The organism is Parapusillimonas sp. JC17 (assembly GCF_052180245.1).
GTDB lineage: Bacteria > Pseudomonadota > Gammaproteobacteria > Burkholderiales > Burkholderiaceae_B > Parapusillimonas.
On the sequence record NZ_CP197474.1, the window covers coordinates 4,095,406 to 4,116,891 of the forward strand.

Annotated in this window: 20 protein-coding genes; 9 read left to right on the forward strand and 11 right to left on the reverse strand. The window is 61.3% G+C overall.

Annotation, left to right across the window (positions count from 1 at the left end; translation table 11 throughout):
* Nucleotides 1-115 precede the first annotated feature (115 nt).
* The 3 genes from ACSBPU_RS19765 to ACSBPU_RS19775 are packed head-to-tail and all read left to right on the forward strand — an operon-like array spanning nt 116 to nt 3,099.
* Complete coding sequence (locus ACSBPU_RS19765) at nt 116-1,483, forward strand: MmgE/PrpD family protein (RefSeq protein WP_442593487.1); 1,368 nt, start codon at nt 116-118, stop codon at nt 1,481-1,483.
* Between the two features lie 53 nt (nt 1,484-1,536).
* Entirely contained in the window at nt 1,537-2,259 is a 723-nt protein-coding gene (locus tag ACSBPU_RS19770) for a GntR family transcriptional regulator (protein WP_442593488.1), read from the forward strand.
* A gap of 21 nt (nt 2,260-2,280) precedes the next feature.
* Complete coding sequence (locus ACSBPU_RS19775; protein WP_442593489.1) at nt 2,281-3,099, forward strand: N-acyl homoserine lactonase family protein; 819 nt, start codon at nt 2,281-2,283, stop codon at nt 3,097-3,099.
* A gap of 64 nt (nt 3,100-3,163) precedes the next feature.
* Here the strand turns inward: ACSBPU_RS19775 and ACSBPU_RS19780 are convergent, their stop codons facing one another.
* Genes ACSBPU_RS19780 through ACSBPU_RS19790 form a run of 3 tightly spaced genes read right to left on the reverse strand, consistent with a single transcriptional unit; the run spans nt 3,164 to nt 6,469 of the window.
* Nucleotides 3,164-3,745, reverse strand: a complete 582-nt coding sequence (locus tag ACSBPU_RS19780) for a malonic semialdehyde reductase (RefSeq protein WP_442593490.1) — start codon at nt 3,743-3,745, stop codon at nt 3,164-3,166.
* Nucleotides 3,738-5,456 carry an N-acyl-D-amino-acid deacylase family protein gene (locus ACSBPU_RS19785; protein ID WP_442593491.1) on the reverse strand — a complete coding sequence of 573 codons (1,719 nt, stop codon included), beginning with the start codon at nt 5,454-5,456 and terminating at the stop codon, nt 3,738-3,740. The genes ACSBPU_RS19780 and ACSBPU_RS19785 overlap by 8 nt, the downstream gene beginning before the upstream one ends.
* Before the next feature lie 17 nt (nt 5,457-5,473).
* Nucleotides 5,474-6,469, reverse strand: coding sequence for a Bug family tripartite tricarboxylate transporter substrate binding protein (locus ACSBPU_RS19790; RefSeq protein WP_442593492.1), 996 nt, complete (start codon nt 6,467-6,469; stop codon nt 5,474-5,476).
* 162 nt (nt 6,470-6,631) lie between these two features.
* Here ACSBPU_RS19790 and ACSBPU_RS19795 point away from each other — a divergent pair, with 162 nt between their 5' ends.
* From ACSBPU_RS19795 to ACSBPU_RS19810, 4 genes are all read left to right on the forward strand, one after another.
* Complete coding sequence (locus ACSBPU_RS19795; protein ID WP_442593493.1) at nt 6,632-7,582, forward strand: LysR family transcriptional regulator; 951 nt, start codon at nt 6,632-6,634, stop codon at nt 7,580-7,582.
* Between the two features lie 88 nt (nt 7,583-7,670).
* Nucleotides 7,671-7,919, forward strand: a complete 249-nt coding sequence (locus tag ACSBPU_RS19800; RefSeq protein WP_442593494.1) for a hypothetical protein — start codon at nt 7,671-7,673, stop codon at nt 7,917-7,919.
* A gap of 210 nt (nt 7,920-8,129) precedes the next feature.
* Nucleotides 8,130-9,497, forward strand: a complete 1,368-nt coding sequence (locus ACSBPU_RS19805) for an aspartate aminotransferase family protein (protein ID WP_442593495.1) — start codon at nt 8,130-8,132, stop codon at nt 9,495-9,497.
* Between the two features lie 37 nt (nt 9,498-9,534).
* Complete coding sequence (locus ACSBPU_RS19810) at nt 9,535-10,518, forward strand: Bug family tripartite tricarboxylate transporter substrate binding protein (protein WP_442593496.1); 984 nt, start codon at nt 9,535-9,537, stop codon at nt 10,516-10,518.
* 21 nt (nt 10,519-10,539) lie between these two features.
* Here the strand turns inward: ACSBPU_RS19810 and ACSBPU_RS19815 are convergent, their stop codons facing one another.
* Both ACSBPU_RS19815 and yghX read right to left on the reverse strand, forming a co-directional pair.
* Nucleotides 10,540-11,367, reverse strand: a complete 828-nt coding sequence (locus tag ACSBPU_RS19815; protein ID WP_442593497.1) for a GntR family transcriptional regulator — start codon at nt 11,365-11,367, stop codon at nt 10,540-10,542.
* A 132-nt stretch (nt 11,368-11,499) separates the two neighbouring features.
* Nucleotides 11,500-12,387 carry a YghX family hydrolase gene (yghX, locus tag ACSBPU_RS19820; RefSeq protein ID WP_442593498.1) on the reverse strand — a complete coding sequence of 296 codons (888 nt, stop codon included), beginning with the start codon at nt 12,385-12,387 and terminating at the stop codon, nt 11,500-11,502.
* A 326-nt stretch (nt 12,388-12,713) separates the two neighbouring features.
* Here yghX and ACSBPU_RS19825 point away from each other — a divergent pair, with 326 nt between their 5' ends.
* Nucleotides 12,714-13,133: an Hsp20/alpha crystallin family protein gene (locus ACSBPU_RS19825; protein ID WP_442593499.1), complete on the forward strand. Its 420-nt coding sequence runs from the start codon at nt 12,714-12,716 to the stop codon at nt 13,131-13,133.
* Between the two features lie 177 nt (nt 13,134-13,310).
* On the opposite strand, the gene ACSBPU_RS19830 is transcribed toward ACSBPU_RS19825, so the two are convergent.
* The 6 genes from ACSBPU_RS19830 to ACSBPU_RS19855 form a co-directional block, all read right to left on the reverse strand.
* A complete protein-coding gene (locus ACSBPU_RS19830) occupies nt 13,311-14,123 on the reverse strand; it encodes an IclR family transcriptional regulator (RefSeq protein ID WP_442593500.1) in 813 nt (270 codons plus the stop codon).
* Nucleotides 14,120-14,926: an IclR family transcriptional regulator gene (locus tag ACSBPU_RS19835; RefSeq protein WP_442593501.1), complete on the reverse strand. Its 807-nt coding sequence runs from the start codon at nt 14,924-14,926 to the stop codon at nt 14,120-14,122. The genes ACSBPU_RS19830 and ACSBPU_RS19835 overlap by 4 nt, the downstream gene beginning before the upstream one ends.
* 153 nt (nt 14,927-15,079) lie before the next feature.
* The gene (locus tag ACSBPU_RS19840) at nt 15,080-17,056 is read right to left on the reverse strand and encodes an ATP-binding protein (RefSeq protein WP_442593502.1); all 1,977 of its coding nucleotides are present in this window, start codon (nt 17,054-17,056) and stop codon (nt 15,080-15,082) included.
* A 1-nt stretch (nt 17,057) separates the two neighbouring features.
* Nucleotides 17,058-18,662, reverse strand: a complete 1,605-nt coding sequence (locus ACSBPU_RS19845) for a carboxyl transferase domain-containing protein (RefSeq protein ID WP_442593503.1) — start codon at nt 18,660-18,662, stop codon at nt 17,058-17,060.
* A 1-nt stretch (nt 18,663) separates the two neighbouring features.
* The gene (locus ACSBPU_RS19850; protein ID WP_442593504.1) at nt 18,664-18,975 is read right to left on the reverse strand and encodes an AtuA-related protein; all 312 of its coding nucleotides are present in this window, start codon (nt 18,973-18,975) and stop codon (nt 18,664-18,666) included.
* Between the two features lie 12 nt (nt 18,976-18,987).
* Entirely contained in the window at nt 18,988-20,364 is a 1,377-nt protein-coding gene (locus ACSBPU_RS19855) for an acyclic terpene utilization AtuA family protein (protein WP_442593505.1), read from the reverse strand.
* A gap of 305 nt (nt 20,365-20,669) precedes the next feature.
* On the opposite strand from ACSBPU_RS19855, the gene ACSBPU_RS19860 reads away from it, so the two are divergent.
* Nucleotides 20,670-21,482 (forward strand): SDR family oxidoreductase, encoded by an 813-nt coding sequence (locus ACSBPU_RS19860; RefSeq protein WP_442593506.1) that lies wholly within the window; start codon nt 20,670-20,672, stop codon nt 21,480-21,482.
* Nucleotides 21,483-21,486: the final 4 nt, after the last annotated feature.

Consider the following 21,486-nt stretch of genomic DNA (forward strand, 5'->3'; position numbering starts at 1 on the left):
GAGGGGAAAGTCCAGCAAATTATGAACGCCGGCCTATCAATCTGTCAATAATATCGTCATACAATATACGAATATTTATACGATCCATAGTGAGACGACCGGAGGGAGCCCCGCCATGCATTCCATATCACCAGAGCCCAATCATGTGTCCGTACAGTTGGCGGATTTCATCCATACGGCCTCCTGGGAGCAGGTTCCGGATGCGGTCCGGCACGAGATCAAGCGGGCGCTGCTCAATTACTTTGCCGTATGCCTGGCGGGGTGCCAGGATCCCACTCTCGACAAGGCGGTAGCCGTTTATTCGCGCTACTCGGCCGCAGCCTCCACGACACTGGTCGGCCGCCATGAACGCCTGGACATGCTCAACGCCGCGGCCATCAATGCCATGGGCGCAAATGTGTACGACTTCGACGACACGCATGTCCCCACCATCATTCATCCCACCGCCCCGGTCGCCGCGGCCTTGTTCGCCTTGAGCGAAACCGTCCCGATGCATGGCCGGGACTTCATGATGGCCTTCCTGCTGGGCGTGGAAGCCGAGTGCCGCATCGGCAACGCCATTTCGCCCTTCCATTACGACAAGGGCTGGCACATCACGTCCACCTGCGGGGTCTTCGGCTCGGCGCTGGCCGCGGGCCGCGCTCTGGGCCTGAGCCCGGCGCGATTGTGCTGGGCAATGGGTTCGGCGGCATGCCAGGCCGGAGGGCTGGTCGAATGTCTGGGAACGATGTCCAAAAGCGTGAGCGTGGGCAATGCCGCCCGCAACGGGTTGTTGGCATGCCTGCTGGCCCAGGACGATTTCGACGGTCCTGTCCGCCCTCTGGAAGGATCCCATGGCTTCCTGTCCGTATTTGGCCGGGCACCCGATTTCGACGCCATCACTCAAAGCCTGGGCGACCACTGGGAAATCCGGAAGGTGGCTTACAAGCCTTATCCATGCGGCGTGGTTCTGAATCCCGTGCTGGATGCATGCCTGTCCTTGTCCGCCCGCATCGACAAGAAACGCTTGGACGCCATCCAGTCCATAGCGCTGACGGGCCATCCGCTGCTGCGACAGCGTACAGACCGGCCCGGCGCACGGAATGGAAGGGAGTCCCAGGTAAGCGCCCAGCATGCCGTTCCCATGGCTCTTGTGTACGGACGTGCAGGCCTGGATGCTTTTTCGGATGCCGCGGTGGCGGATCCCGCCCTGCGGTCGCTGGGTGCGTTACTGCAGTTCCATGACGACGCCAGCTACCCGATAGACAGCGCCGAGGTGGCAATTCGCTTTCAGGATGGCGAGGTCATTCGCGAACATGTGCACGTGGCACGCGGCGCCCTGGCCCGCCCTCTTACCGATGGGGAAATCGAAGACAAGCTTCGCGACTTGTGCCGCCATGGACGGTCGGGCTGCGACGCCACGCGGCTGATCGATGCCGTCTGGCGCCTGGAAGATTCGCCCGATGCGGCGAATCTTGCGACAATGGCCGCGGCCGCTCATTGAAGCCATAATAATCATATTGTATGATCGAATTATCAAAGGACACAGATACCCATATGAAGTCCCAGGAAGTGGATGACGATTTCAAGGTGCATCGCGTTGCCGCGGTATTGCGCCATAGTGTGACGGAAAGCATACGCAATGCCATTCTTGCGGGCCGGTTCCATCCCGGAGACCGCCTGCCGGAACGCGAATTGTGCGAAATGACAGGCGTCAGCCGCACGCTGGTCCGCGAAGCGCTGCGCCAGCTGGAAACCGAAAGGCTGATCAAGGTCATTCCGCATCGAGGGCCTGTGGTCGAGACCATCACTCCCGAACAGGCAGACGGCATATACAGGGTCCGCGAAGAACTCGAAGGATTGGCAAGCCAGCTGTTCGCGCAGCGCGCGACGGCCGAGCAGCTTGGCGCTCTCAAGGCCGCCTATAAGGAACTGGACGCCTCCTGGTCCAATCAGGATCCTCTCAGCCAATTGAAAGCCAAGAATAACTTTTATCGCTGCCTTCTCGAAGGCGCCGGCAACGAGGCGCTGTCCAACAGCCTGCGCCTGTTGAATTCGCAGATCATGCTCTTGCGGTCAATGTCCATGGCAGCGCCAGGGCGTGCGGCAAAGAGTCTGGCCGAGCTGGGCGATCTTTTGAAAGCGCTGGAAGCCAAAGACGAAAAAGCCGCCCGCCGCGCCGGTGCCCGGCACGTGCGCAATGCCGCGGCCATCGCCATCGAACTGCTGCGCAAGACCCACGACGATGCGGGCACCCGCAAGGCTTCCGCCGCCCCGTGAATCGACTCCGGAGACCAAGCCATGGGCGTCCAAGGCATTTCCCCTTTCGAACTTTATGCGATCCGGTATGCGCGCCATCAAGGCCGAAAAGCGGAGGACAACTATATCGGTTCGGTGGATTTCCACGACGCGGACTCGGATCTCGATTATTACGTGTGGGTTGCGCGCCGCGGCGATGAAATCTACGTGGTCGATACCGGCTTCGAAGACGCCGCCGCCCGGGCCCGCGGCCGCGAGCTCCTGCTCCCGGTACAGGAAGGGCTGGCCCTGGTCGGCGTCGTTGCCGCCAACGTCCGGGACGTGATCATCACCCATCTGCACTACGATCACGCCGGCACCCTGGACCGTTTCCCCCAAGCCACGTTTCATGTACAGGACGCGGAATCCGCCTATGCGACCGGGCGTTGCATGTGCCACCCGGCGCTGCGCCAACCCTTCAACGTAGAGGACATCGTCAGCTTCGTCCGGAAGCTCTATGGCGGGCAGGTCAAGTTCCATCGCGGAACCGCCGAACTCGCGCCCGGCCTGAGCCTGCATCTCGTGGGCGGGCACACGGCGGGCCTGCAGGCGGTGCGCGTCTGGACGCGACGCGGCTGGGTGGTGCTGGCGTCGGACGCGACCCATCTTTATGGGAATATCGACCGGCAGATACCCTTCCCCGTGGTCTACAACGTGGGCGACATGCTGGAAGGCCATCGATTGGTGCACAGCCTGGCCGACTCGCCTCAGCATGTTATTCCGGGCCACGACCCCCAGGTCATGCATCGCTATCCCGCGGCGTCGCCCGAAACCGAAGGCAAGGTGGTCAAGCTCGACGTCCCGCCCACCCTGCCGGCCTAGGGCCTGTTGATGGGGTCAGACCCCATACGGGGTCTGACCCCGCCGGCAGGCCAAAGGGCCCTCATCAAACCATGACACATGCTTCCTCGAAGGACAGCCTGGGCAGCCTGGGGTGCAGGACGGAGTGGTCGCCGTATCCCAGATTGCACAGCAAGTTGACTTCATAGGCACGGCCCGGAAAGAACGCCTTGGCCACCGCCGGAGCATCGAACCCGCCCATAGGGCCGCAATCCAGGCCCAGCGCTCTTGCGGCCATGATGAAATAGCCCGCTTGCAGACTGCCGTTTCTCAGGGCGGCGTCTCGCGTGGCCGCGGGACTGCCGGTGAACCAGGAGGCCGCGTTGGGCTCATGGGCATACAGCCTGTCCAGCTTTTCATAGAAGGCCAGGTCGTAGGCGAGAATCGCAGTGACCGGCGCGGTCCGGGTTTTTTCCCGGTTGCCTGCCGCCATGAGCGGCACCAGGGCCTCTTTGCCGTCCGGGCTGCTTACGAAAGCGATGCGCAGCGGCAGGCAGTTTGCCGATGTCGGCCCCATGACGGTCATCATGAAGAGCTTGCGCAGCAGGTCGTCCGGCACCGGCTTTTCACGCCATGCGCTGTGCGTTCGTCCGTGCAGGAAGACCTGGTCCATCACCGGATCAGGCATGAAGGCCTCCGGCGCGGCTGCGCAACAGCTTGCCGGGCAAGGCGCCGGTGGCCTGCCCATGCTCGTAGATGGGCTGGCCGTTCACGACCGTTGCAAGATAGCCGTCGGCGCGTTGAACCAGGCGCCGGCCACCGGCCGGCAGGTCGTACACCATTTCGGGACAGTGCAGCCTGAGGGCGTCCGGGTCGATGATGTTCAGATCGGCCTTGCGCCCCGCCTGCAGGACGCCCCGATCATGCAGGCCGTAAACCCGGGCCGTATCGGACGTCTGGCGTTTCACGACCCACTCCAAAGGCAGGCGCGGTCCGCGCTCGCGATCCCGCGTCCAGTAGCTGAGCATGAAAGTCGGCATGCTGACGTCGCAGATATAGCCACAGTGCGCGCCGCCGTCGGACAGGCTGTTGACCGTGTTGTCGTGCTTCAGCATCTGGTGAAGATGGTCCAGATGCTCGTAAGCGTAATTGAAGGACGGGTAGTACAGGATCGCTTTGCCGTTCTTCTCGAGCATCAGGTCGTAGATGATGTCCAGCGGCGCCTGTCCGGTCCGCTGCGCAATGGCGGCGATACTGTTGCCGGGCGACGGCTCGTAGTCGGGATTGTCGCCCAGCGGGTAGATCTTGTGGAAGCTGCTGAAGAGCGTGGTGGCGCGGCGGTCGAGCAAACCGGCCTGCTCTTTCATGATTTTCTGCCTGACGACCGGGTCGCGCAACTGGGCGATCATTTCTTCGAATGGCAGCTTGCGCAAGACCTTGAAGGTTGGGTGCGCAACAAAGGGATGCAGCGTGCTTTCCCAAGAGAACAATATGCCCAGCGGCCGGCCGCTGATGCCTCCGAGCAGCGGCACGCCGTCTTCGCGCGCCCGATCCAGCGTCACCAACAGCTGCTTCCATACATCGGGAGCGTCGTCGGTCTGCTGCATGTTGAAGAGCACAGGCAGCCTGTTGTGGCGGGCCAGGGCGTTCAGCCAGGGAATCTCCTGCTCCATCAAGGGATGGTTGGCGGTCATCTGGAATACGCCGTGCCCCGCCTCGCCCATCACGGTGCCCAGCGCCATCAGTTCCTCTTCGGTGGCAAAGGTGCCCGGCGGATACTTGCGCTGATCGTATTTGTGCAGGAAGGTCTTGGATGTGGAGAATCCCATGGCACCGGCGTCCATGGCTTCGCGCAGCAGCTTGCGCATCTCCCGCAGGTCCTCGGGCGACGCCTCATCGTGGTGGACGGACCGGTCTCCCATGACATAGGTGCGCATTGCCGAATGCGGCACCTGGGCGCCGATGTCCAGCGCTTTCGGCTTGCGGTCGAGCGCATCCAGGTATTCGGGAAAGGTTTCCCATTCCCACTGTATGCCTTCCGACAGCACCGAACCCGGTATGTCCTCCACCCCTTCCATCACGGCGATCAGCCAATCGCGGCGATCCTGCTTGACGGGGGCGAATCCCACACCGCAATTGCCCATGACGGCGGTCGTCACCCCGTGCCAGGTCGAAGGGCTGAGATAAGGATCCCAGGTGGCCTGTCCGTCGTAGTGCGTGTGTATGTCTATCCAGCCCGGTGTCACCAGGCACCCGTCGGCGTTGATTTCCCGCCGCCCCGCGCCTGCCTGCCCACCGACCTGGACTATTCTGCCGTCCTCGATCGCCACGTCGCCCGTAAACGAAGCCTGACCCGTACCATCGACGACGGTACCCCCACGAATCACAAGATCGTGCATGCTGTTGCCTCCTGATTTCATTCAAGCCGGATGCCGGCGTCGCGGATGACGCTGCCCCAGCGTTCATAGTCGTTGCGTACAATCTTTGCGTACTCGGCCGGACCGGCGCCGCTGACCTCGTTGCCGCCGGCCTCGATGTACTTCACCACTTCGGGCGCATTCAGCGCAGTGCGAAATACCTCGGCGATGCGCTCGGCGACGTCCGGCGACAGATTGCCCGGTGCGAACAAGCCTTGCCAACCCACGATGTTCAGGCCGGGCAAGCCTTGCTCTTCCAGCGTGGGAAGATCCTTGAGCACCTTCAACCGCTTGTCCGTCGCGGGCCCCAGCAACTTGACTTGCCCGGCCCGCCATTTCTCGACGGCGCTGGAGGTGCCATCGAAATAGACTTGCACGTCGCCCGCCAGCAAAGCGCGACTTGCATCGGATGTGCCCTTGTACGGCACATGCACGATGTCGATGCCGCCTTCGCGCTTGAGGATCTCGCCATTCAGATGCGATGTGGATCCCATGCTGTAAGAGGCATAGTTCACTTTGCCCGGATTCGCTTTTGCGTAGTCGATGAGCTCCTTCGTCGTGCTGAACGGCGCATCCTTGTTGGCGGAAAGCACCGTGGCCGAGCGCACGACCTGCAGCACCGGGGTGAAGTCCTTGAAGGCGTCATAGGGCAGATTCTTCACCAGATGCGGATTCTGCGTATGCGTGACGACAATGGTATAGAGCAAGGTATAGCCGTCGGGGTTGGCGCGTGCCACGTTCTGCGCGCCGATGATCGTTCCGGCACCGGGCTTGTTGTCGACGACGACGGGCGAGCCGGTCTGCTCGGTGACTTTCTGTGCAAGCATGCGGGCCAGGGCATCCGACCCGGAGCCGGCCGGGAACGGCACGACGACCGTGATCGTCCGGCCTGCCTCGGGCCAGGAAGGGGCGCTGTTCGCCAATGGCGCAAAAAGCATGCAGCCGAATGTCGTCAGACAGGCGGCAGATGTCTTAATCCAGGTATTTTTTTTCATATCGTCTCCGTGGCTTGTTATCGACTCGGCTTTCGATGGGCCTTGTCGTGTTTATCTTCTGGGGAAAGACAAGTGCTTGCCTTTCGCTGTTCAAAACTTTAGGCTTGGAATTGATATGAATCAAATGCAAATTATTCTATTACCTTATGAGTAAAGCTCATCATGCTTAGCCTGCGCACCTTACGGCACTTTTCCGTGCTGGCCGAAGAGCGCCATTATTCGCGCGCAGCGGTTCGCTTGCACTTGACGCAATCGGCGCTGAGCCGCAGCATCCAGGCCCTGGAACAGGGCCTGAACGTTCAGTTGCTGGACCGTTCCGCCTCAGGATTGACGCTTACGCCGTCGGGGCACGCCGTGCTGGAGCATGCCTACCGGGTGTTGCAGGAGGCCGATGCACTGCATCGCCGGGTTGAATTACTACAGGGCATAGAAGCCGGCGACGTGGCAATGGGCGCGGGGGTCTTTCCCGCAGCCGGCTTCCTGTCGCCTTTGCTGACCCAGCTTGCGCGGGACTATCCCGGCATACGCATGCGCGTGGAGATCGAAAGCTGGCAGCGCCTGCATGAAATGCTGGTCCGTGACAGCCTGGATTTCGTCGTGGCGATCACCCACAGCCTGCCGCCGTCTTCCGATTTCAACCTGCGCCCTTTGCCCCCGCAGCACATCGGCTTGTTCGTCCGGGCCGGCCATCCCCTGCTCGCCATCGGCCATCGATCATTGCGTGCCTCGCTGGCGGACTATCAGCTCGCCGCCACCCATCTGCCTCCACGAGCGCGCAATCAGCTGGCCGCGCTGTACCGGCTGTCTCATGCGGATGACTTGCCCCTTACACTGGAATGCAATAGCGTCGATACGCTGCTGACGGTCGCTTTGAACAGCGATGTCGTGATGCTGTGCGTGCGCGAAGCCATCCGGGAACCGCTTGCCGAAGGAAGCATCATGCAACTGCCGCTTGCATACTCCAGCGACACCGAACTGGGCTGCAACATCGTTCACCACGCACGCCGCGAACTTTCCCCGCCCGCGCTCAAGGTCGTCACCCTGATCGAAGAGCTCATGCACGCCGGCGCTGCCCGGCTGCTAAGAAGCCCGCGCGATCCTTCACCGGATTGACCTGGCAGCGGGCGCAGAGCCGCGTCATCCCGAAATGGATGGGCATGCGGATTGCTCGTCCAGGGTGCCTCATTCAAGGAGAATCCGCATGACCCATCCCAACGACCCGGCCAAACCCGGCAGCGAACGCGACCTCTTGCCGGAGCTTGGGCTGAAGCGGCCCGCGACACCCGGCGGCGGCACCCCGAACGGAACCCCGGAAGAAGCACGCCAGGACAAGGCCACGCGCTTTGACGGCAACCCCAATCCCGTGCCCAGCGACTCGGGAATACTGGGACCGAAGGACGACACACCCGCGTTTCTGGAAAAGAAGGAAGGCGTGCGTTCTGGTAAGTAGGCTCATGGGGTCCGACCCCGTACGGGGTCGGACCCCTAGACATGAAGCCATGGGGACGGACCCCGTACGGGGTCCGTCCCCTGCACATCATTTAGGAGGGGTCAGACCCTTGGGGTCGGACCCCATGTATTGCATCCATCCCAATTGAATTGTATGATCATCCGTACAAACATGCATTTATGTACGAACGGCCATACAAAGGAGCCCAGGATGGACACGATGGAAATCAGGCGCATTATCGATCAATGGATGGTTCCCACCGCAGGCGGGGCCTATATGGCCGGGCTGGAGAATCGGCCGGTCATCGCACGGGCGCAAGGCATCAAGGTCTATGACACGACGGGGAAAAGCTATCTGGATTTCGGTTCAGGGCAGATGGCGGCTGCGCTTGGTCACAACCATCCCATCTATGTCGAAGCGGTGAAGCGCAGCCTGGAAAAAATCAGCCACTCGACCAAGACTTTTCTGAACGTGGACCGACTGGAACTGCACCGCCGGCTCGGTGAAATCCTGACGCCGCCTTTGCAGAAATCCCTGTTCCTGGTCAGCGGCAGCGACGCCGTCGAGGCGGCGGTCGACATGGCCAGAAAAGTGACGGGCGGCGCCGATATCCTCGGGATGCACATGGGTCTGCATGGGTCCACCTCGTTCGTCACCCGTTCCTTGTCCTTCGGCTGGAACCGCAGCAAGCACGGCATCGCGGCCCAGGCGACCTCCTCCATCCTGGCGCCCTATGCCTATCGCTGCCCGGTGGGATCCAAAGAACACTGCGCATGCGCGGCCAATGCCGGCAATTATCAATGCCTGCGAACCAGCTTCGAGCTCGCCGTCAGCAACTTCACCGGCAAGCCTGCGGCCATCGTCATGGAACCCATACTCAGCGCCGGCGGCATCATCGTCCCTCCTCCGGGCTACGTGAAGGCCTTGCGGGACCTCTGCCATCAGTTCGGCATGCTGCTGATCATGGACGAATCACAAACGGGGCTTGCCAAGACCGGCCGCATGTGGGGCCATCTTCACGAAGACGTGGTCCCGGACATCATGACCGTATCCAAGCACTTCGGCGCAGGCCTGCCCGTCAGCGCAGTCTGTACGTCGGCCAAGATAGCGGACCAGGCCGCGGCAAACGGCTACTTCGCCACGCGTTCCCATGCCTGCGACCCCATCACCTGCGCTGCGGGGGTCGCCAGCATCGACATCATCGAGCAGGAAAACCTGGTGGAGCGCGCCGGGGACATCGATCGCATATTGAACGAGCGCCTCAGCGCCATGGCCGGCGACATGCCCTTGATCGGCGATATACGCGGCCGGGGCGTGCTGTACGGCGTGGAACTCGTCCACGACCGCGATACGCTGGAACCTGCCAACGCTGCGGCAAAAGCCGTCGTGCAAGCCTGCCAGGACCGAGGCCTGCTCGTGCAGGCGCGCGGCAGCCATGGTCGCATGAACGTCATCAGGCTGGTCCCCCCACTGACTTCCACCGATGCCGAGATCCATCAAGGCATGGACATCCTGGCGGAAGCGCTCGCCGAAGCGACACGACATGCAACACTAAAAGGAGAAGCGCTGGAGGCGTAAAGCGGCCACCATTCCAACATACAAAGAGGAGACAGAAATGCACCTATCCAAGGCTATTTCACGCGCAATGCGTTATCTGTTGTATGCATGCTGTACGGCGGCCACCGCCGTCTGTGCCCAGACCTATCCCGCCAAACCCATCACACTGGTCGTTCCCTTTCCTCCGGGCGGCGGCTCGGACCTGATGGGGCGGCTGATCGCCGACGGCCTGGCACCCCGTCTTGGGCAGCAGGTGGTCGTCGAGAACCGCGGAGGCGCAGGCGGCTCGATCGGCACCGGCGTCGTCGCCAATGCCGCGCCCGACGGCTATACGCTGGTGCTGGCTTCGACATCGGAAATCGCCATCAACCCCAGCCTGTATCCCGATCTGAAATACGACACCTTGAAAGACCTGACCCCGGTCGCCATGGTGGGAACGACCCCCATGGTCGTCGCCGTGAATCCCGAGCTGAAGGTCGCCGACCTGAAACAGCTGGTGGAGCTGGCTCGATCGCAACCCGGCAAGATCAATGTCGCGTCCGCGGGAACAGGCACGATCACGCACTTGTCCGGGGACTTGTTCAGATCGATAAACAAACTGGAGTGGGTCCACGTTCCTTATAAAGGCACTGCCCCCGCGCTGTCCGACCTGATGGGGAACATGGTGTCCGTCATGTTCGTGCCCCCGCCCGCCACCTTGGGGCCGGCGGCAGCTGGGCGAATCAAGCTCATCGCGGTGTCCGGCGACACACGCATTCCCGCGCTGCCCGATGTTCCCACAGTGAGCGAGAGCGGCATATCGAACTACAGCGTTAATAATTGGTATGGCCTGTTCGCGCCCGCGGGAACCCCCGAAGCCGTGCTTAATACCTTGTCCAGCGCGGTGGCCGACGCCTTGAAAGACAAGAAAGTGCTGGACACCCTTGCAAAGCAAGGAGGCGAGGCCGGAACACTTGATCGGAAGCAGTTCTCGGCCTATGTTGCGGACGAGGTGGCAAAGTGGGGCAAGGTTGCCAAACAGGCTGGCGTGAAACCACAGTAAGGCTGCGGCCTGCCGCTTCTATCAACCATCCCGGCCCGCCGCCGGGATTTTTTTATTCGGCAGGCCTCTGCTTTTCAGCCCCTTCTGTTCACGTTGCTGGCTCCCCGAGGCCAGGTTGATCGTGTAATAGTAGCGATCAGCCCTGAAATAGGATTTGAAGAGAACGAAGGAAGCACCGCTGCCCAGGCGGCATAAACGGCTGATCAGCAATACCGGCGCCCCCACCGGGACTGCAAGCAGCTGCGCCATACTGGTATCCGCAACGAGCGCATCGATGAACTGGCGTTCGTCGATGCATTTCAGGCCGAGCCGGGTTTCAAGGATTTCGCTGATCGGGGCGTTTTCAAGATTTTCCCGCACGACCCGGGCTCCGGTCTCGACCGACATGAAAGCATGGTGCACCACCAGCGGCTGGCCTTCAAAATACCTTAACCGGGCGATCTTGTAGACTTCAGCGGGATCGACCTGGGCCAGCCCCGGCTCCAGGTCGGCAGGCACGCGCACGGTTTCCAGAACTCGCGCGTATGTGTCCAGATGCAGACTGGAAAAATCCTCGACCATGCCGGTGAGCCGCTTGCTGGTGGGCGCATCCGGACGGCGCTTGAGGAAAGTCCCCCTGGCGCGGTGACGCTCGATGATTCCCTCGTGCTCCAAGCCCCGCAAGGCTTCCCGCACGGTCTCGCGGGACACCCCGAACTCTTCGCAAAGCACTTGCTCGGTAGGCAGCCGATCGCCCGGCTGATATTCCAGGCTCATGCGGCGTTCGAGAATATGCCGCACCTGCAGATACTTGGGAAAAGGATTGAAGAACGGCGCTCCGCCGGGCTGTTGCTTGTTTTTTTCGGTCATTTCCTGAAACGACGCATATCGACATGCGTGACGCCCATTGGTGAACTCTTCGCATGGAGCGTCCCGGGCGGCCTGGCGCTCTGGTTTGGAACGCCGGGAGACGCCCGATGCGGCCACACAAAGTTTACCAAACTACCGCAGATACCGATTGAACCAATCCAGGGTTCGGCTCCAGGCGAGATCCGCTGCCGCCTTGTCATAGCGTGGCGTCGAGTCGTTATGGAAACCGTGGTTCGTGCCGGGGTAGATATAGGCTTCGTACGTCTTGCCATGTTGCTTCAGCGCCGCCTCGTACGCAGGCCAGGTCTGATTCACGTTGGGATCGTTTTCAGCAAATTGCAGCAGCAAGGGCGCCTTGATGCGAGGCACGTCTTCAGGCTTGGCCTGGCGCCCATAAAAGGGAACCGCCGCGCCGAGCTCGGGATAGGCGACAGCGGCAGCGTTGGCGACGCCGCCCCCATAGCAGAACCCGGTGATGCCGACTTTTCCGCTTGCGCCTTCGTACGCGGCCATGAACTCGACGGCGGCGAAAAAGTCGTTCATCAATTTCACGGGATCGACCTTCTGCTGCAGCTCGCGGCCCCTGTCGTCATTGCCGGGATAGCCGCCTTGCGAGGTCAGCCCGTCGGGCGCTAGCGCAATGAAGCCGGCTTTGGCAACGCGCCTGGCCACATCCTCTATGTAGGGGTTCAGGCCACGGTTCTCGTGCACCACGACGATCGCGGGCGGCTTGCCCTCGGCCTTGGCGGGCTTGACCAGATAGGCCCGCACCTGGCCATTGCCCTGGGGGGAGGGATAGCTGATGTATTCCGCGACGATATCGGGATCGGTGAAGGAAACCTGTTGTGCAAGCGCGTAGTTGGGGCGTAGCGAAGCCAGCAGGGCCGAAGCCGTCAGGCCGCCCAAGGCGAACTTGCCGGCCCGGCTGAGAAACTCGCGCTTGGTGATTTTTCCGTGCACGTAATGGTCGTAAAGTTCGAGCAACTCGGGTGCGAAATCTTTAGCTGTCAGTCTCGTCATGGCGTCTCCTTTTTATTGGCAGGCGCGAATGAACCCGCGTGTTTCGATTATGAAGCCATCGCCATGGATGATCCAGGATTTTTTCGGCGGGGTCAGACCCCATTTCACTGAGGGGACGACATGGGGTCAGACCCCAAGGGTCTGACCCCTCCCTTTCACTACGACGAACGCTAGCATCGAGGGGTGGCATGGGGTCAGACCCCGTACGGGGTCTGACCCCGCCGCTCTTGAAAACAATCCGCAAGCCCACATATACATGCCAAGCAAGTCGGCGCCATCGATCGGCCCGACGCCAATCTTGTAATGATGATTTCAGGAGAATCAACATGAGCAACATCACCCGCCGCGACCCCTTCGGCGATCTCTTCCGTGGTTTCTTCGTCAGGCCCGTCGACTTCGGTTTCGACGCGGCGCTTGAATCGCCCGAAATGAGGGTGGACGTCAAGGAGAACGCTGAAGGCTACCAAGTTCAGGCCGAGCTGCCCGGTGTCAAGAAGGAAGACATCCATGTGCAGATCGACGGCCCCCGTGTTTCCATCGGCGCCGAGCGCAAGCAGGAAAGACAGGAGAAGGATGGCGAACGCGTCCTGCGCACCGAGCGCTACTTCGGCAGAGTCTCGCGCAGCTTCCAGCTCAGCCAGGACGTGGACGAGTCCGCCGCCACCGCTCGTTTCAACGACGGCGTTCTGGAATTGACGCTTCCCAAGAGAGCCCAGGCTCAGGCCAAGCGTCTGACCATCGCTTGATGTAGCGGTGAAGGGGTCGGACCCCACGGGGTCCGACCCCGGTCGATGGGAGGGGGGTCAGACCCCGATTGGTGGATGGGAGGGGGTCAGACCCCGTACGGGGTCTGACCCCGCATGTAGTCCGGCTCGTTGGATGGGGTCAGACCCCGAATGGGGTCTGACCCCTTAAGTGATTCCTCAGGCCGGCAAGCGTTCGAGATCGCGTGAAATCTCTGCGGACACCTGCAGCAGGCGGGGGCCGATTTCGTCGATCAGTTCCCGCTCCCGATCATCCCCGCCCAGAGACATGGCCGCCAGGACGTATGTTGGAGCGCCTCGGTCATACAAGGGCGTAGCAACGGAATTCGATTGACGCGTCACCGGCGAAGCCATGAAACAGAAGCCCCGCTCTTCGAGCTCCTGAAAGGCGGCATAGATGCCAGGCATGTACTTGTGCGTACCTTCCGCGCTGACGTCTTTAAGGGCCTCGAACAATTCCGCCTGCAAGGCGGGCTTCTGCGCCCACAAGTAGGCGCGCCCTGATGCCGAACGGGCGATCGGCGCCAACGCGCCGGTAGCCAATCCGAGATGGCTGAGCCCGCTGGGAACGGCATGCTCCAGTACGAGCATCTGCAGGCGCTCACGCGCCATCAGGCTGACATGGACACCGAACTCTTCAGCGAGCCGCATCATTTGCGGCGAAGCCGCCTGCACGACCGGAAGTCCGCGTTTGACGACGCGCCCCAAGGCCAGGCAGGCGACGTCGGGGCCGTACGCCCCGCTGGCATCCTGGCGCAAGAAGTTAGAATCGACCAAAGTGGCGATCAGCTTGGACGCGGTAGTACGCGGCAAACCCAGGCGCGTTGAAATTTCAGCATGCGTGAGCAGCGGTTCTCGGCTGTCGAACAAGTGGAGAATATCAAGCCCTCGTTGCAGCGAATTCACTTGGCCGCCGGGTGGCGTTTCCAGCCCAAGCGCGTACGAATTTACTTCAGCGGTCCTGCGCCTCATCCTATGCTCCTGCGTGCGACGTCGCGCTCCAGGCGATGTTTGATTTCCAATAGCCTCGGGGCGATCGCCGACGCCAGATGCTCCGCCGTCACTTGATTGGCCGGGACGGCAAATCCGAGCGCGTAGGCATGGGGCCGATCAGGCATGTCGATCACGACAGCGATGCCATTGGTTCCCGATTCCAATGTGCCAGTAGCGATGCAATAGTCATGCGCCTGCATTTCGCGGACGCTGGCCTGGATGGCCGGCTCCAGGCCTGGCCAGTGTTCGGGATGCGCCTGCGCAATGGCGCCTAGCAGTTTGCTGCGTTCGCTTTCGCTCATCGCACCGATCACGGCCCTTCCCAGGGCGGATCTCGACAGGCTCAGGCGCGAGCCCGGGTGCACACGCAATGCAAACAGCATGCCCCGGCCATGGCAGACCTCCTGGCAAACCATGCTCAGCCCATCCAGCGACGCCAGCACGATGGACCCGTTATGGTCGTCCGCCAGCTCTTGCATCAAAGGCCGTGCCTGCGTCGTCAGTTCGCCAATCGAGGCAGCCAGGTAGCCTAGAGCCAGCACTGATGCGCCCAATTTGTATTGCGCGTTCTCCGGAGAATAAATGAGATAGCCGGAAGCAGTAAGGTGCGCCGTAATCCGCGAGACAGTGGGTTTGGGCACACCTGTCATGGCAGCCAGCTCGGCATTCGAGCGCCAAGCATTGTCGGGCTCGAATGCTTGCAGAATGGCAAGCCCCCGCGCCAAAACACGGACACCGGCTCCACCGCTGTCTGCGCCGGAGCGGTCCTTGATCTGGTTCATGTAGGTCCTGTAAGTCGAAAACGGAATTATAGGCCACCACGTCAAGATGAATTGGCTATGCGACGGATTTTTAAGAGAAACAAGCCTTCGCCGACACCGGTTTAAAACAAAATTTGCCTCGTTGATCCGGAGATCGAGGTATGGACCATCGGATTACGAACCGCCCTGGGGCACGGCCACCTCCACTTCGACCAGCAGATCGCCGACACCCACGTTGGCACCTACCGGAAAATGAATGGCAGTCACCACTCCGTTTGCCGACGCGAGCACCTGGTTCTCCATCTTCATGGCCTCCACGACGGCGAGTACGTCGCCCTCGGCTACCTGACTTCCAATTTGCACAAGTAGTGCCGTGACGATGCCAGGCATGGGAGCAACGGCGGCGCCGGCGGCCTTGGCTTCACCGGGGCTGCGCAAACGAGCAGGGACCAGCGCATAGCGGTCGCCATCTATCTGCAACTCGATGGCAGCGCCCGTATCGCAAGCAGCCCATTCGCTTCCGTTCACCGTACCCCGATAGATACCGCCGGCCGAGGACACGCCTATCCGGAAAGCCTCTCCGTCCACACTCAAATGAACTCCGTTTTCGAGGAAGCCCGTCAAGCTTGCCTGGACCAAATGATCACCCGCCCAAAAACCCAGGGTGCCGAGGGGCGCTGTTGCGCTCAACGAACTGCGATCCAACACGTCGTTTCTACCGCTTGCAGCCCATGGCGAGCGCGATCCAGCCGGCATGCACGAGCATGCGGCCGCGCAAGCGATGGCAGCGGCCGCCACGCCGGCTTTCGGCTTATGAAGCGCCGTTGCCTCGTCCAGGTACTGCGTATGAACATCCCCGCTCTGGACTGCGGGATCCTCGAGCACCCGGGTCAGGAATCCGAGATTGGTCGTCAGGCCAAGCAGTGCCGTGCGCCTCAAGGCATCATGCATTTGCTCCAACGCTCGGGCGCGGTTCTCACCCCGTACCACCAATTTCGCCACCATGGGGTCATAGAAGGCGGGGACGCTGTCCCCGTCAGTCACCCCGGCCTCGACCCGCACGCCTTGCGGCCAAGCCACGCGCGATACGCGGCCGGGCGCCGGCCGGAAGCCTTCTAGGGGATCCTCAGCGTAGATTCTGCATTCGATCGCGCAACCCGAGGCCTTGATTTGCGACTGCGACAAGGGCAAGGAACCGCCCGCGGCAACCTGAAACTGCCATGCGACCAGATCCTGACCGGTAATTTCTTCCGTCACAGGGTGTTCGACCTGCAAGCGCGTGTTCACTTCCAGGAAGTAAAAATTGTTCTCCTGATCAACGATGAATTCGAACGTCCCCGCGTTTACATATCCGATACTGCGAGCGCCTCGCACTGCCGCATCGTGCAGCCGCATCCGGACAGCCTCGGGCAACCCGATAGCCGGCGCTTCTTCCACCACCTTTTGATGACGCCGCTGCAGGGTGCACTCGCGCTCGAACAGGTGCACCACATTGCCTTGCCGGTCGCCGAACACCTGCACCTCGATGTGCCTGGGCCGCTCGACGAAACGTTCCACGATCAGCCGTCCGTCGCCAAAACTGCTGCGCGCCACACGGATCGCTGCTTCGATCGCGGGGCGCAAGCCGGCCAATGACCGCAGGACCTGCATGCCCTTCCCGCCTCCGCCGGCGCTGGGCTTGAGCAGGACCGGCAGTCCGATCTCGCTGATCATCCGTTCTAGCTGCGCCGGATCCTCGCTGGCCTCGACCATGCCTGGCACGGTAGGCACGCCGGCGTCCCGCATCAGGGATTTGGCGCGGGATTTGTCTCCGAGCGCCAAGATAGTCTCCGCTCGTGGCCCGATGAAGGTCAGACCCGCATCCTGCACCGCCTGAGCGAACTCCGCGTTTTCGGAAAGAAAGCCGTATCCGGGATGGACCGCCTCGCAGCCTTGCTGCAGGGCAGCGGCGATGATCGCCTTTCCTTTCAGGTAACTTTCGGTGGCCGGACCCGCGCCCAGGCAAACCGCCGCGACGGCGCCCTTCAAGTGCAATGCGCCCGCATCGGCCGATGAATGAACTGCCACGTACTCTATTCCGAGCTGTCGGCAAGTCCGGGCGATACGGCAGGCGATTTCACCCCGGTTGGCAATCAATATGCGTTTGAACATGTTACATCCTGAATACGCCGAAGCGCGTGCTTTCGCGAGGTCCGTTATGGGCCAGGGCAAGTCCCAAGGCTAGCCATTGACGGGTATTGACCGGATCGATCACGGAATCCACCCATAGGCGGGACGCAGCATGCACCGGCGTGCTATGGGTTGCGTAGTGGTTGCGGATCGGTTGCTTGAAGGCCTCCGCCTCTTCCGCCGTGAACATCTTGCCCTGACGTACAAGCTGTTCCTGGCGCACAAGGGCAAGCACGGTGGCGGCCTGCTCGCCTCCCATGACCGACGTACGGGCATTGGGCCACATTGCCATGAAGCGGGGGCCAAAGGCGCGGCCGCACATGGCGAAGTTTCCCGCTCCGTAGCTGCCGCCGATGATCACGCTGAACTTGGGCACACGAGACGTGGATACGGCGTTTACCATCTTGGCGCCATCCTTGGCGATTCCGCCATGCTCGTATTCCGCGCCCACCATGAATCCGCTGATGTTATGAAGAAACAGCAGAGGAATGTCGCTCTGGGTGCAGAGCTCGATGAAGTTGGCCGCCTTCTGGGCACTCTCTGAAAAAAGGGGGCCATCGTTGATCAGGACGCCCACCGGGTATCCCTCGATTGCGCCCGTACCGCATATGAGCGACGGCCCGTAGCGTTCACGATACAGATTGAGTTCGCTTCCATCCATCAAGCGGGCAAGGATTTCGCGTGCTGGAATGGGCTGCTTGGGGTTGGCCGGAATCAACCCTGGAAGTTCGGCCGAATCGTAGAGAGGCGGAACCGGCGTTCTGGGCGGCGGCAGGAAGGACTTCGGTCCCGGACGGGCAACGATTTCTCTGATGATGGAAAGGGCGTGTGTATCGTTGTCGGCAAAATGATCGGCCACGCCGGACAGGCGCGTATGCACGTCCGCACCGCCCAGCGTTTCCGCATCGACCACGACACCTGTCGCGGCTTGCACCAGCTGTGGTCCGCCCAGGAAAATCGTGCCATTGCCTTTTACGATGACGGTCTCGTCGCACATGGCGGGGATATAGGCACCGCCTGCCGTGCAGGACCCCATGACCGCGGCGATCTGCTTGATTCCCATTGAGGACATCTCTGCAATGTTGCGGAAGATACGTCCAAAATGATGCTCATCAGGGAAGATCTCTTCCTGCAAAGGCAGAAAGGCGCCTCCCGAGTCAACCAGATAAATGCACGGCAGGCCGTTCTCGCGCGCGATGGCTTGCGCTCGAATCTGCTTCTTGATGGTGATGGGGTAGTATGTGCCGCCCTTGACCGTCGCATCGTTCGCCATCACCATGCAGGGCCGTCCTTCGACCATGCCGATTCCGACGATCAGCCCACCGGAGGGGACCTCGTCTTCATACAATCCATGCCCGGCCAGCTGGCCGACTTCCAGGAACGGCGTCCCCGGATCGAGAAGTTCATTGATGCGTTCGCGCGGCAAGAGCTTTCCACGCCCGATATGGGTCTTCGCATACTTGCCGCCGCCACCCCGGACGGAAGGCCCTTGAGCCGCCTCCACTTCCTTCCGCAGGCTTTCATAAGCTGCCCGATTCCGATCCAGATCGTCGCCGGCATTGCGCAGCATGGAATGAAGTATCGCCATGTCATTCCACCACGGCTAAGCGCAGCAACGCATGCCCGAGCGACTTACCGGTTTGATCAAGTCGGAGCGTCTTCGTTGCTCCGCCCCCCAGTGCCCCGTGCATCACCACCACCACGGCCTGTATGTTGTCCATGGGATGGCAGTGAACCTCTCCCTTTACCCAATCGCCATACAGCGCCTTGACCGCTGCAGGCGTCACGCTTGCGAGCAAAAGCGGGTAATCCTCGGGGGTCCGGGCCACCAGGCCCGCGGTGCAAACATCCCCCTTGTCTCCGGACCTGACATAGGCAATTTCATGAAGCTGGCGTGTCATATCGTATTCCTTTCAGGCTACCAAGATGTCGGTGGTTTGACGCACGAATTCGCGCGGAATCAATGTCGGCCACAGCGCTACGACAGGCCGCGACTTCATCGGCGTGCCAAATGACGTGCCGCCTGGGCCCATGATCCATAGGTGAGTGCCGGCGCGCCGGACTTTGTCGGCTTCTTCACGCGTTCTCGTCCGCACCGCGCAACGCAGCCCCACTTCGCTCATCTGATTCGCTCCGTTTCGGTCTGGAGCAGGCGCCGCCGGGCCATGCAGCATGTTCAAGCCGACGAAGTCGAAGTGAATTTGATCTGCGGCGAGGCCCATCCGCTCGAACCGCTCGAGCATGGTGTCACGAGCCTTGCAGGCGCGGTCGTAGGCGTTCGGCCAGGGGAAGAACGCCATGGTTTCCCCTATCCATCCATCCTGGTATCCGACCACGAGCTTGAGCAGGTCCGGCGCCGGCTTGCCCTTGACGCCCGACACCCGGACACGGTCGGTACCCGCGGCATCCAGGCTCAGCGATGTAAAGTCCGCAACGGCGTCCGGCATGAGGTAATTGCGCGGATCGGAGATTTCGTAGACCAGATGCTCCTTGACCGTGAAGGTATCGACGCGGCCCCCCGTGCCCGGCAGCTTGGTGATATCGGCACTGCCGTCACGGCGGAACTCCGCGATGGGGAAGCCGACCTGGCCCATGCGAGGCATGTCGGCGAAACGCGACGACATGCCGCCGGTGCATCCGGCTGCGCATTCCAGGATGTGGCCTACCGTCACTGATGCGGCCAGCAAGTCGGCATGGGCCGCATCCCGCTGCCAGCCGAACTCGTGCACGACCGGGCCGACGTACAAGGCGTTGTCCGACACACGGCCTGTGATCACCACATCCGCGTCGCCCTTCAGGCTTTCGACGATACCCGAACTGTCCGTATACACGTTCGCGGAAACCACGCGCGAGCGTATCGCCGAGAAGTCCTCATCGCCGGTGTCCATGTTGGTCAAAGGCACATTGCTGGACGTCAGCGAATCCAGCTTGCCGAGAAGATCATCGCCTTCCACCAGCGCAATGCGCGCGCCGGCCAGCCCGTCCTTTCTTGCGTTCTCGACGATGCGCTGCGCCGCGGCACGAATATTGACTCCGCCTCCGTTCGATATCAGGCGGGTCCCGCGTTCCCGCGCCTGAGGCAGCAGCGCGTTCATGCACTGCACGGCGTCCGGTATATAGCCGGCGTCGGAATTCTTCATTTTCTGGCGCTGAAGCAGCGCCATGGTCAGTTCGGCCAGATAATCGAAACACAAGTAATCCAGCTCGCCTTTCTCCAGCAGCTCAAGGGCCGGATCCTGAGCGTCGCCCCAAAAACCAGACCCTGCCCCAAGTCGCAGAACGTCTTTCATCGCTATCTCCTAGCTTTATCGATACACGGCGAATCGCCGCAATAACCTTGGTTTCCCGCGCAGCTGTTCAGCCCACAAGTTCCGTTTTAATAAATTGAATTTCATTTTAAATAAAGCGATTGCCGAAGTCAACGCCTCAAGCCTTGTTCTCCAACATGACTATCGCGGGCATGAATGAAATATATGAGTGCAATGAGTGAGTCCATAGCAGGCCGAGATGGTCGAAATGTTTATTGACAGAATCGGCCCAACACCTATAATTTCGATTAGTGAATTTTAATTTCATTTTCAATGGATTCGATCAAATGCTTGCAGCCGGAACATTCTCGAACAAAACGTTTTTCATCACCGGCGCCGGGACGGGCATCGGAAAGGCGTTCGCATTGCGAGCGGCGGCGCTCGGGGCCACGGTTGCATTGGGCGGCAGAAGAGAAGACCCATTGCGCGAAACGTCGGCCGAAATTGCCGAGGCGGGAGGCCAGTCTTTGATCTGCCCCATCGACATTCGCAATCCGGACGACGTCGACGCCACCATCGCTCGAGTCGTTGCCGAAACAGGGCATATCGACGTGCTGATCAACAACGCCGCGGGGAACTTCGTGGCCCGCGCCGAAGATATTTCTCCCCGGGGTTGGAACGCGGTCATCAATACCGTGCTGAACGGCACTGCATACTGCACACTCGCCGCAGGCAAACACATGCTGAACCAGAGATCCGGGAAGGTGCTGAGCATCTCCGCCGCGTACGCTTGGCATGGCGGCCCGGGAACGGCTCATTCGGCTGCCGCCAAGGCCGGCGTAATCGCCATGTCTAAATCGCTGGCAGTGGAATGGGGACCGCGCAACGTACAGGTCAATTGCCTTTGTCCGGGCTTCGTGGATACCCCGCAGTCGCGCACGGCGCTTTGGCCGACCGTCGAAGGCCAGCAGCACATACTGGGTTCGATCCCCGCCGGGCGCTTCGGCACCATCGAAGAAACCATTGAAGCCGGCTTGTTCCTGTGCAGCCCAGCGGCGGACTACATCAATGGCGAAGTGCTGGTCATAGACGGCGGGCAATGGCTGAACAAAGGCGCTTTCGTGCTTCCGGAGCCAGGGCATCGCTACGATAAGGTTTGATGAC

Bases quoted from the DNA above. Each gene is read 5' to 3' on its own strand.
- ACSBPU_RS19805 (WP_442593495.1), top strand. From the start codon at position 8,130: ATGGACACGATGGAAATCAGGCGCATTATCGATCAATGGATGGTTCCC.
- ACSBPU_RS19765 (WP_442593487.1), top strand. From the start codon at position 116: ATGCATTCCATATCACCAGAGCCCAATCATGTGTCCGTACAGTTGGCG.
- ACSBPU_RS19840 (WP_442593502.1), bottom strand. From the start codon at position 17,056: ATGTTCAAACGCATATTGATTGCCAACCGGGGTGAAATCGCCTGCCGT.
- ACSBPU_RS19845 (WP_442593503.1), bottom strand. From the start codon at position 18,662: ATGGCGATACTTCATTCCATGCTGCGCAATGCCGGCGACGATCTGGAT.
- ACSBPU_RS19825 (WP_442593499.1), top strand. From the start codon at position 12,714: ATGAGCAACATCACCCGCCGCGACCCCTTCGGCGATCTCTTCCGTGGT.
- ACSBPU_RS19795 (WP_442593493.1), top strand. From the start codon at position 6,632: ATGCTTAGCCTGCGCACCTTACGGCACTTTTCCGTGCTGGCCGAAGAG.
- ACSBPU_RS19860 (WP_442593506.1), top strand. From the start codon at position 20,670: ATGCTTGCAGCCGGAACATTCTCGAACAAAACGTTTTTCATCACCGGC.
- ACSBPU_RS19810 (WP_442593496.1), top strand. From the start codon at position 9,535: ATGCACCTATCCAAGGCTATTTCACGCGCAATGCGTTATCTGTTGTAT.
- ACSBPU_RS19815 (WP_442593497.1), bottom strand. From the start codon at position 11,367: ATGACCGAAAAAAACAAGCAACAGCCCGGCGGAGCGCCGTTCTTCAAT.
- ACSBPU_RS19775 (WP_442593489.1), top strand. From the start codon at position 2,281: ATGGGCGTCCAAGGCATTTCCCCTTTCGAACTTTATGCGATCCGGTAT.
- ACSBPU_RS19785 (WP_442593491.1), bottom strand. From the start codon at position 5,456: ATGCACGATCTTGTGATTCGTGGGGGTACCGTCGTCGATGGTACGGGT.
- ACSBPU_RS19835 (WP_442593501.1), bottom strand. From the start codon at position 14,926: ATGAACCAGATCAAGGACCGCTCCGGCGCAGACAGCGGTGGAGCCGGT.
- ACSBPU_RS19850 (WP_442593504.1), bottom strand. From the start codon at position 18,975: ATGACACGCCAGCTTCATGAAATTGCCTATGTCAGGTCCGGAGACAAG.
- ACSBPU_RS19780 (WP_442593490.1), bottom strand. From the start codon at position 3,745: ATGCCTGATCCGGTGATGGACCAGGTCTTCCTGCACGGACGAACGCAC.
- ACSBPU_RS19790 (WP_442593492.1), bottom strand. From the start codon at position 6,469: ATGAAAAAAAATACCTGGATTAAGACATCTGCCGCCTGTCTGACGACA.
- ACSBPU_RS19770 (WP_442593488.1), top strand. From the start codon at position 1,537: ATGAAGTCCCAGGAAGTGGATGACGATTTCAAGGTGCATCGCGTTGCC.
- yghX (WP_442593498.1), bottom strand. From the start codon at position 12,387: ATGACGAGACTGACAGCTAAAGATTTCGCACCCGAGTTGCTCGAACTT.
- ACSBPU_RS19855 (WP_442593505.1), bottom strand. From the start codon at position 20,364: ATGAAAGACGTTCTGCGACTTGGGGCAGGGTCTGGTTTTTGGGGCGAC.
- ACSBPU_RS19830 (WP_442593500.1), bottom strand. From the start codon at position 14,123: ATGAGGCGCAGGACCGCTGAAGTAAATTCGTACGCGCTTGGGCTGGAA.
- ACSBPU_RS19800 (WP_442593494.1), top strand. From the start codon at position 7,671: ATGACCCATCCCAACGACCCGGCCAAACCCGGCAGCGAACGCGACCTC.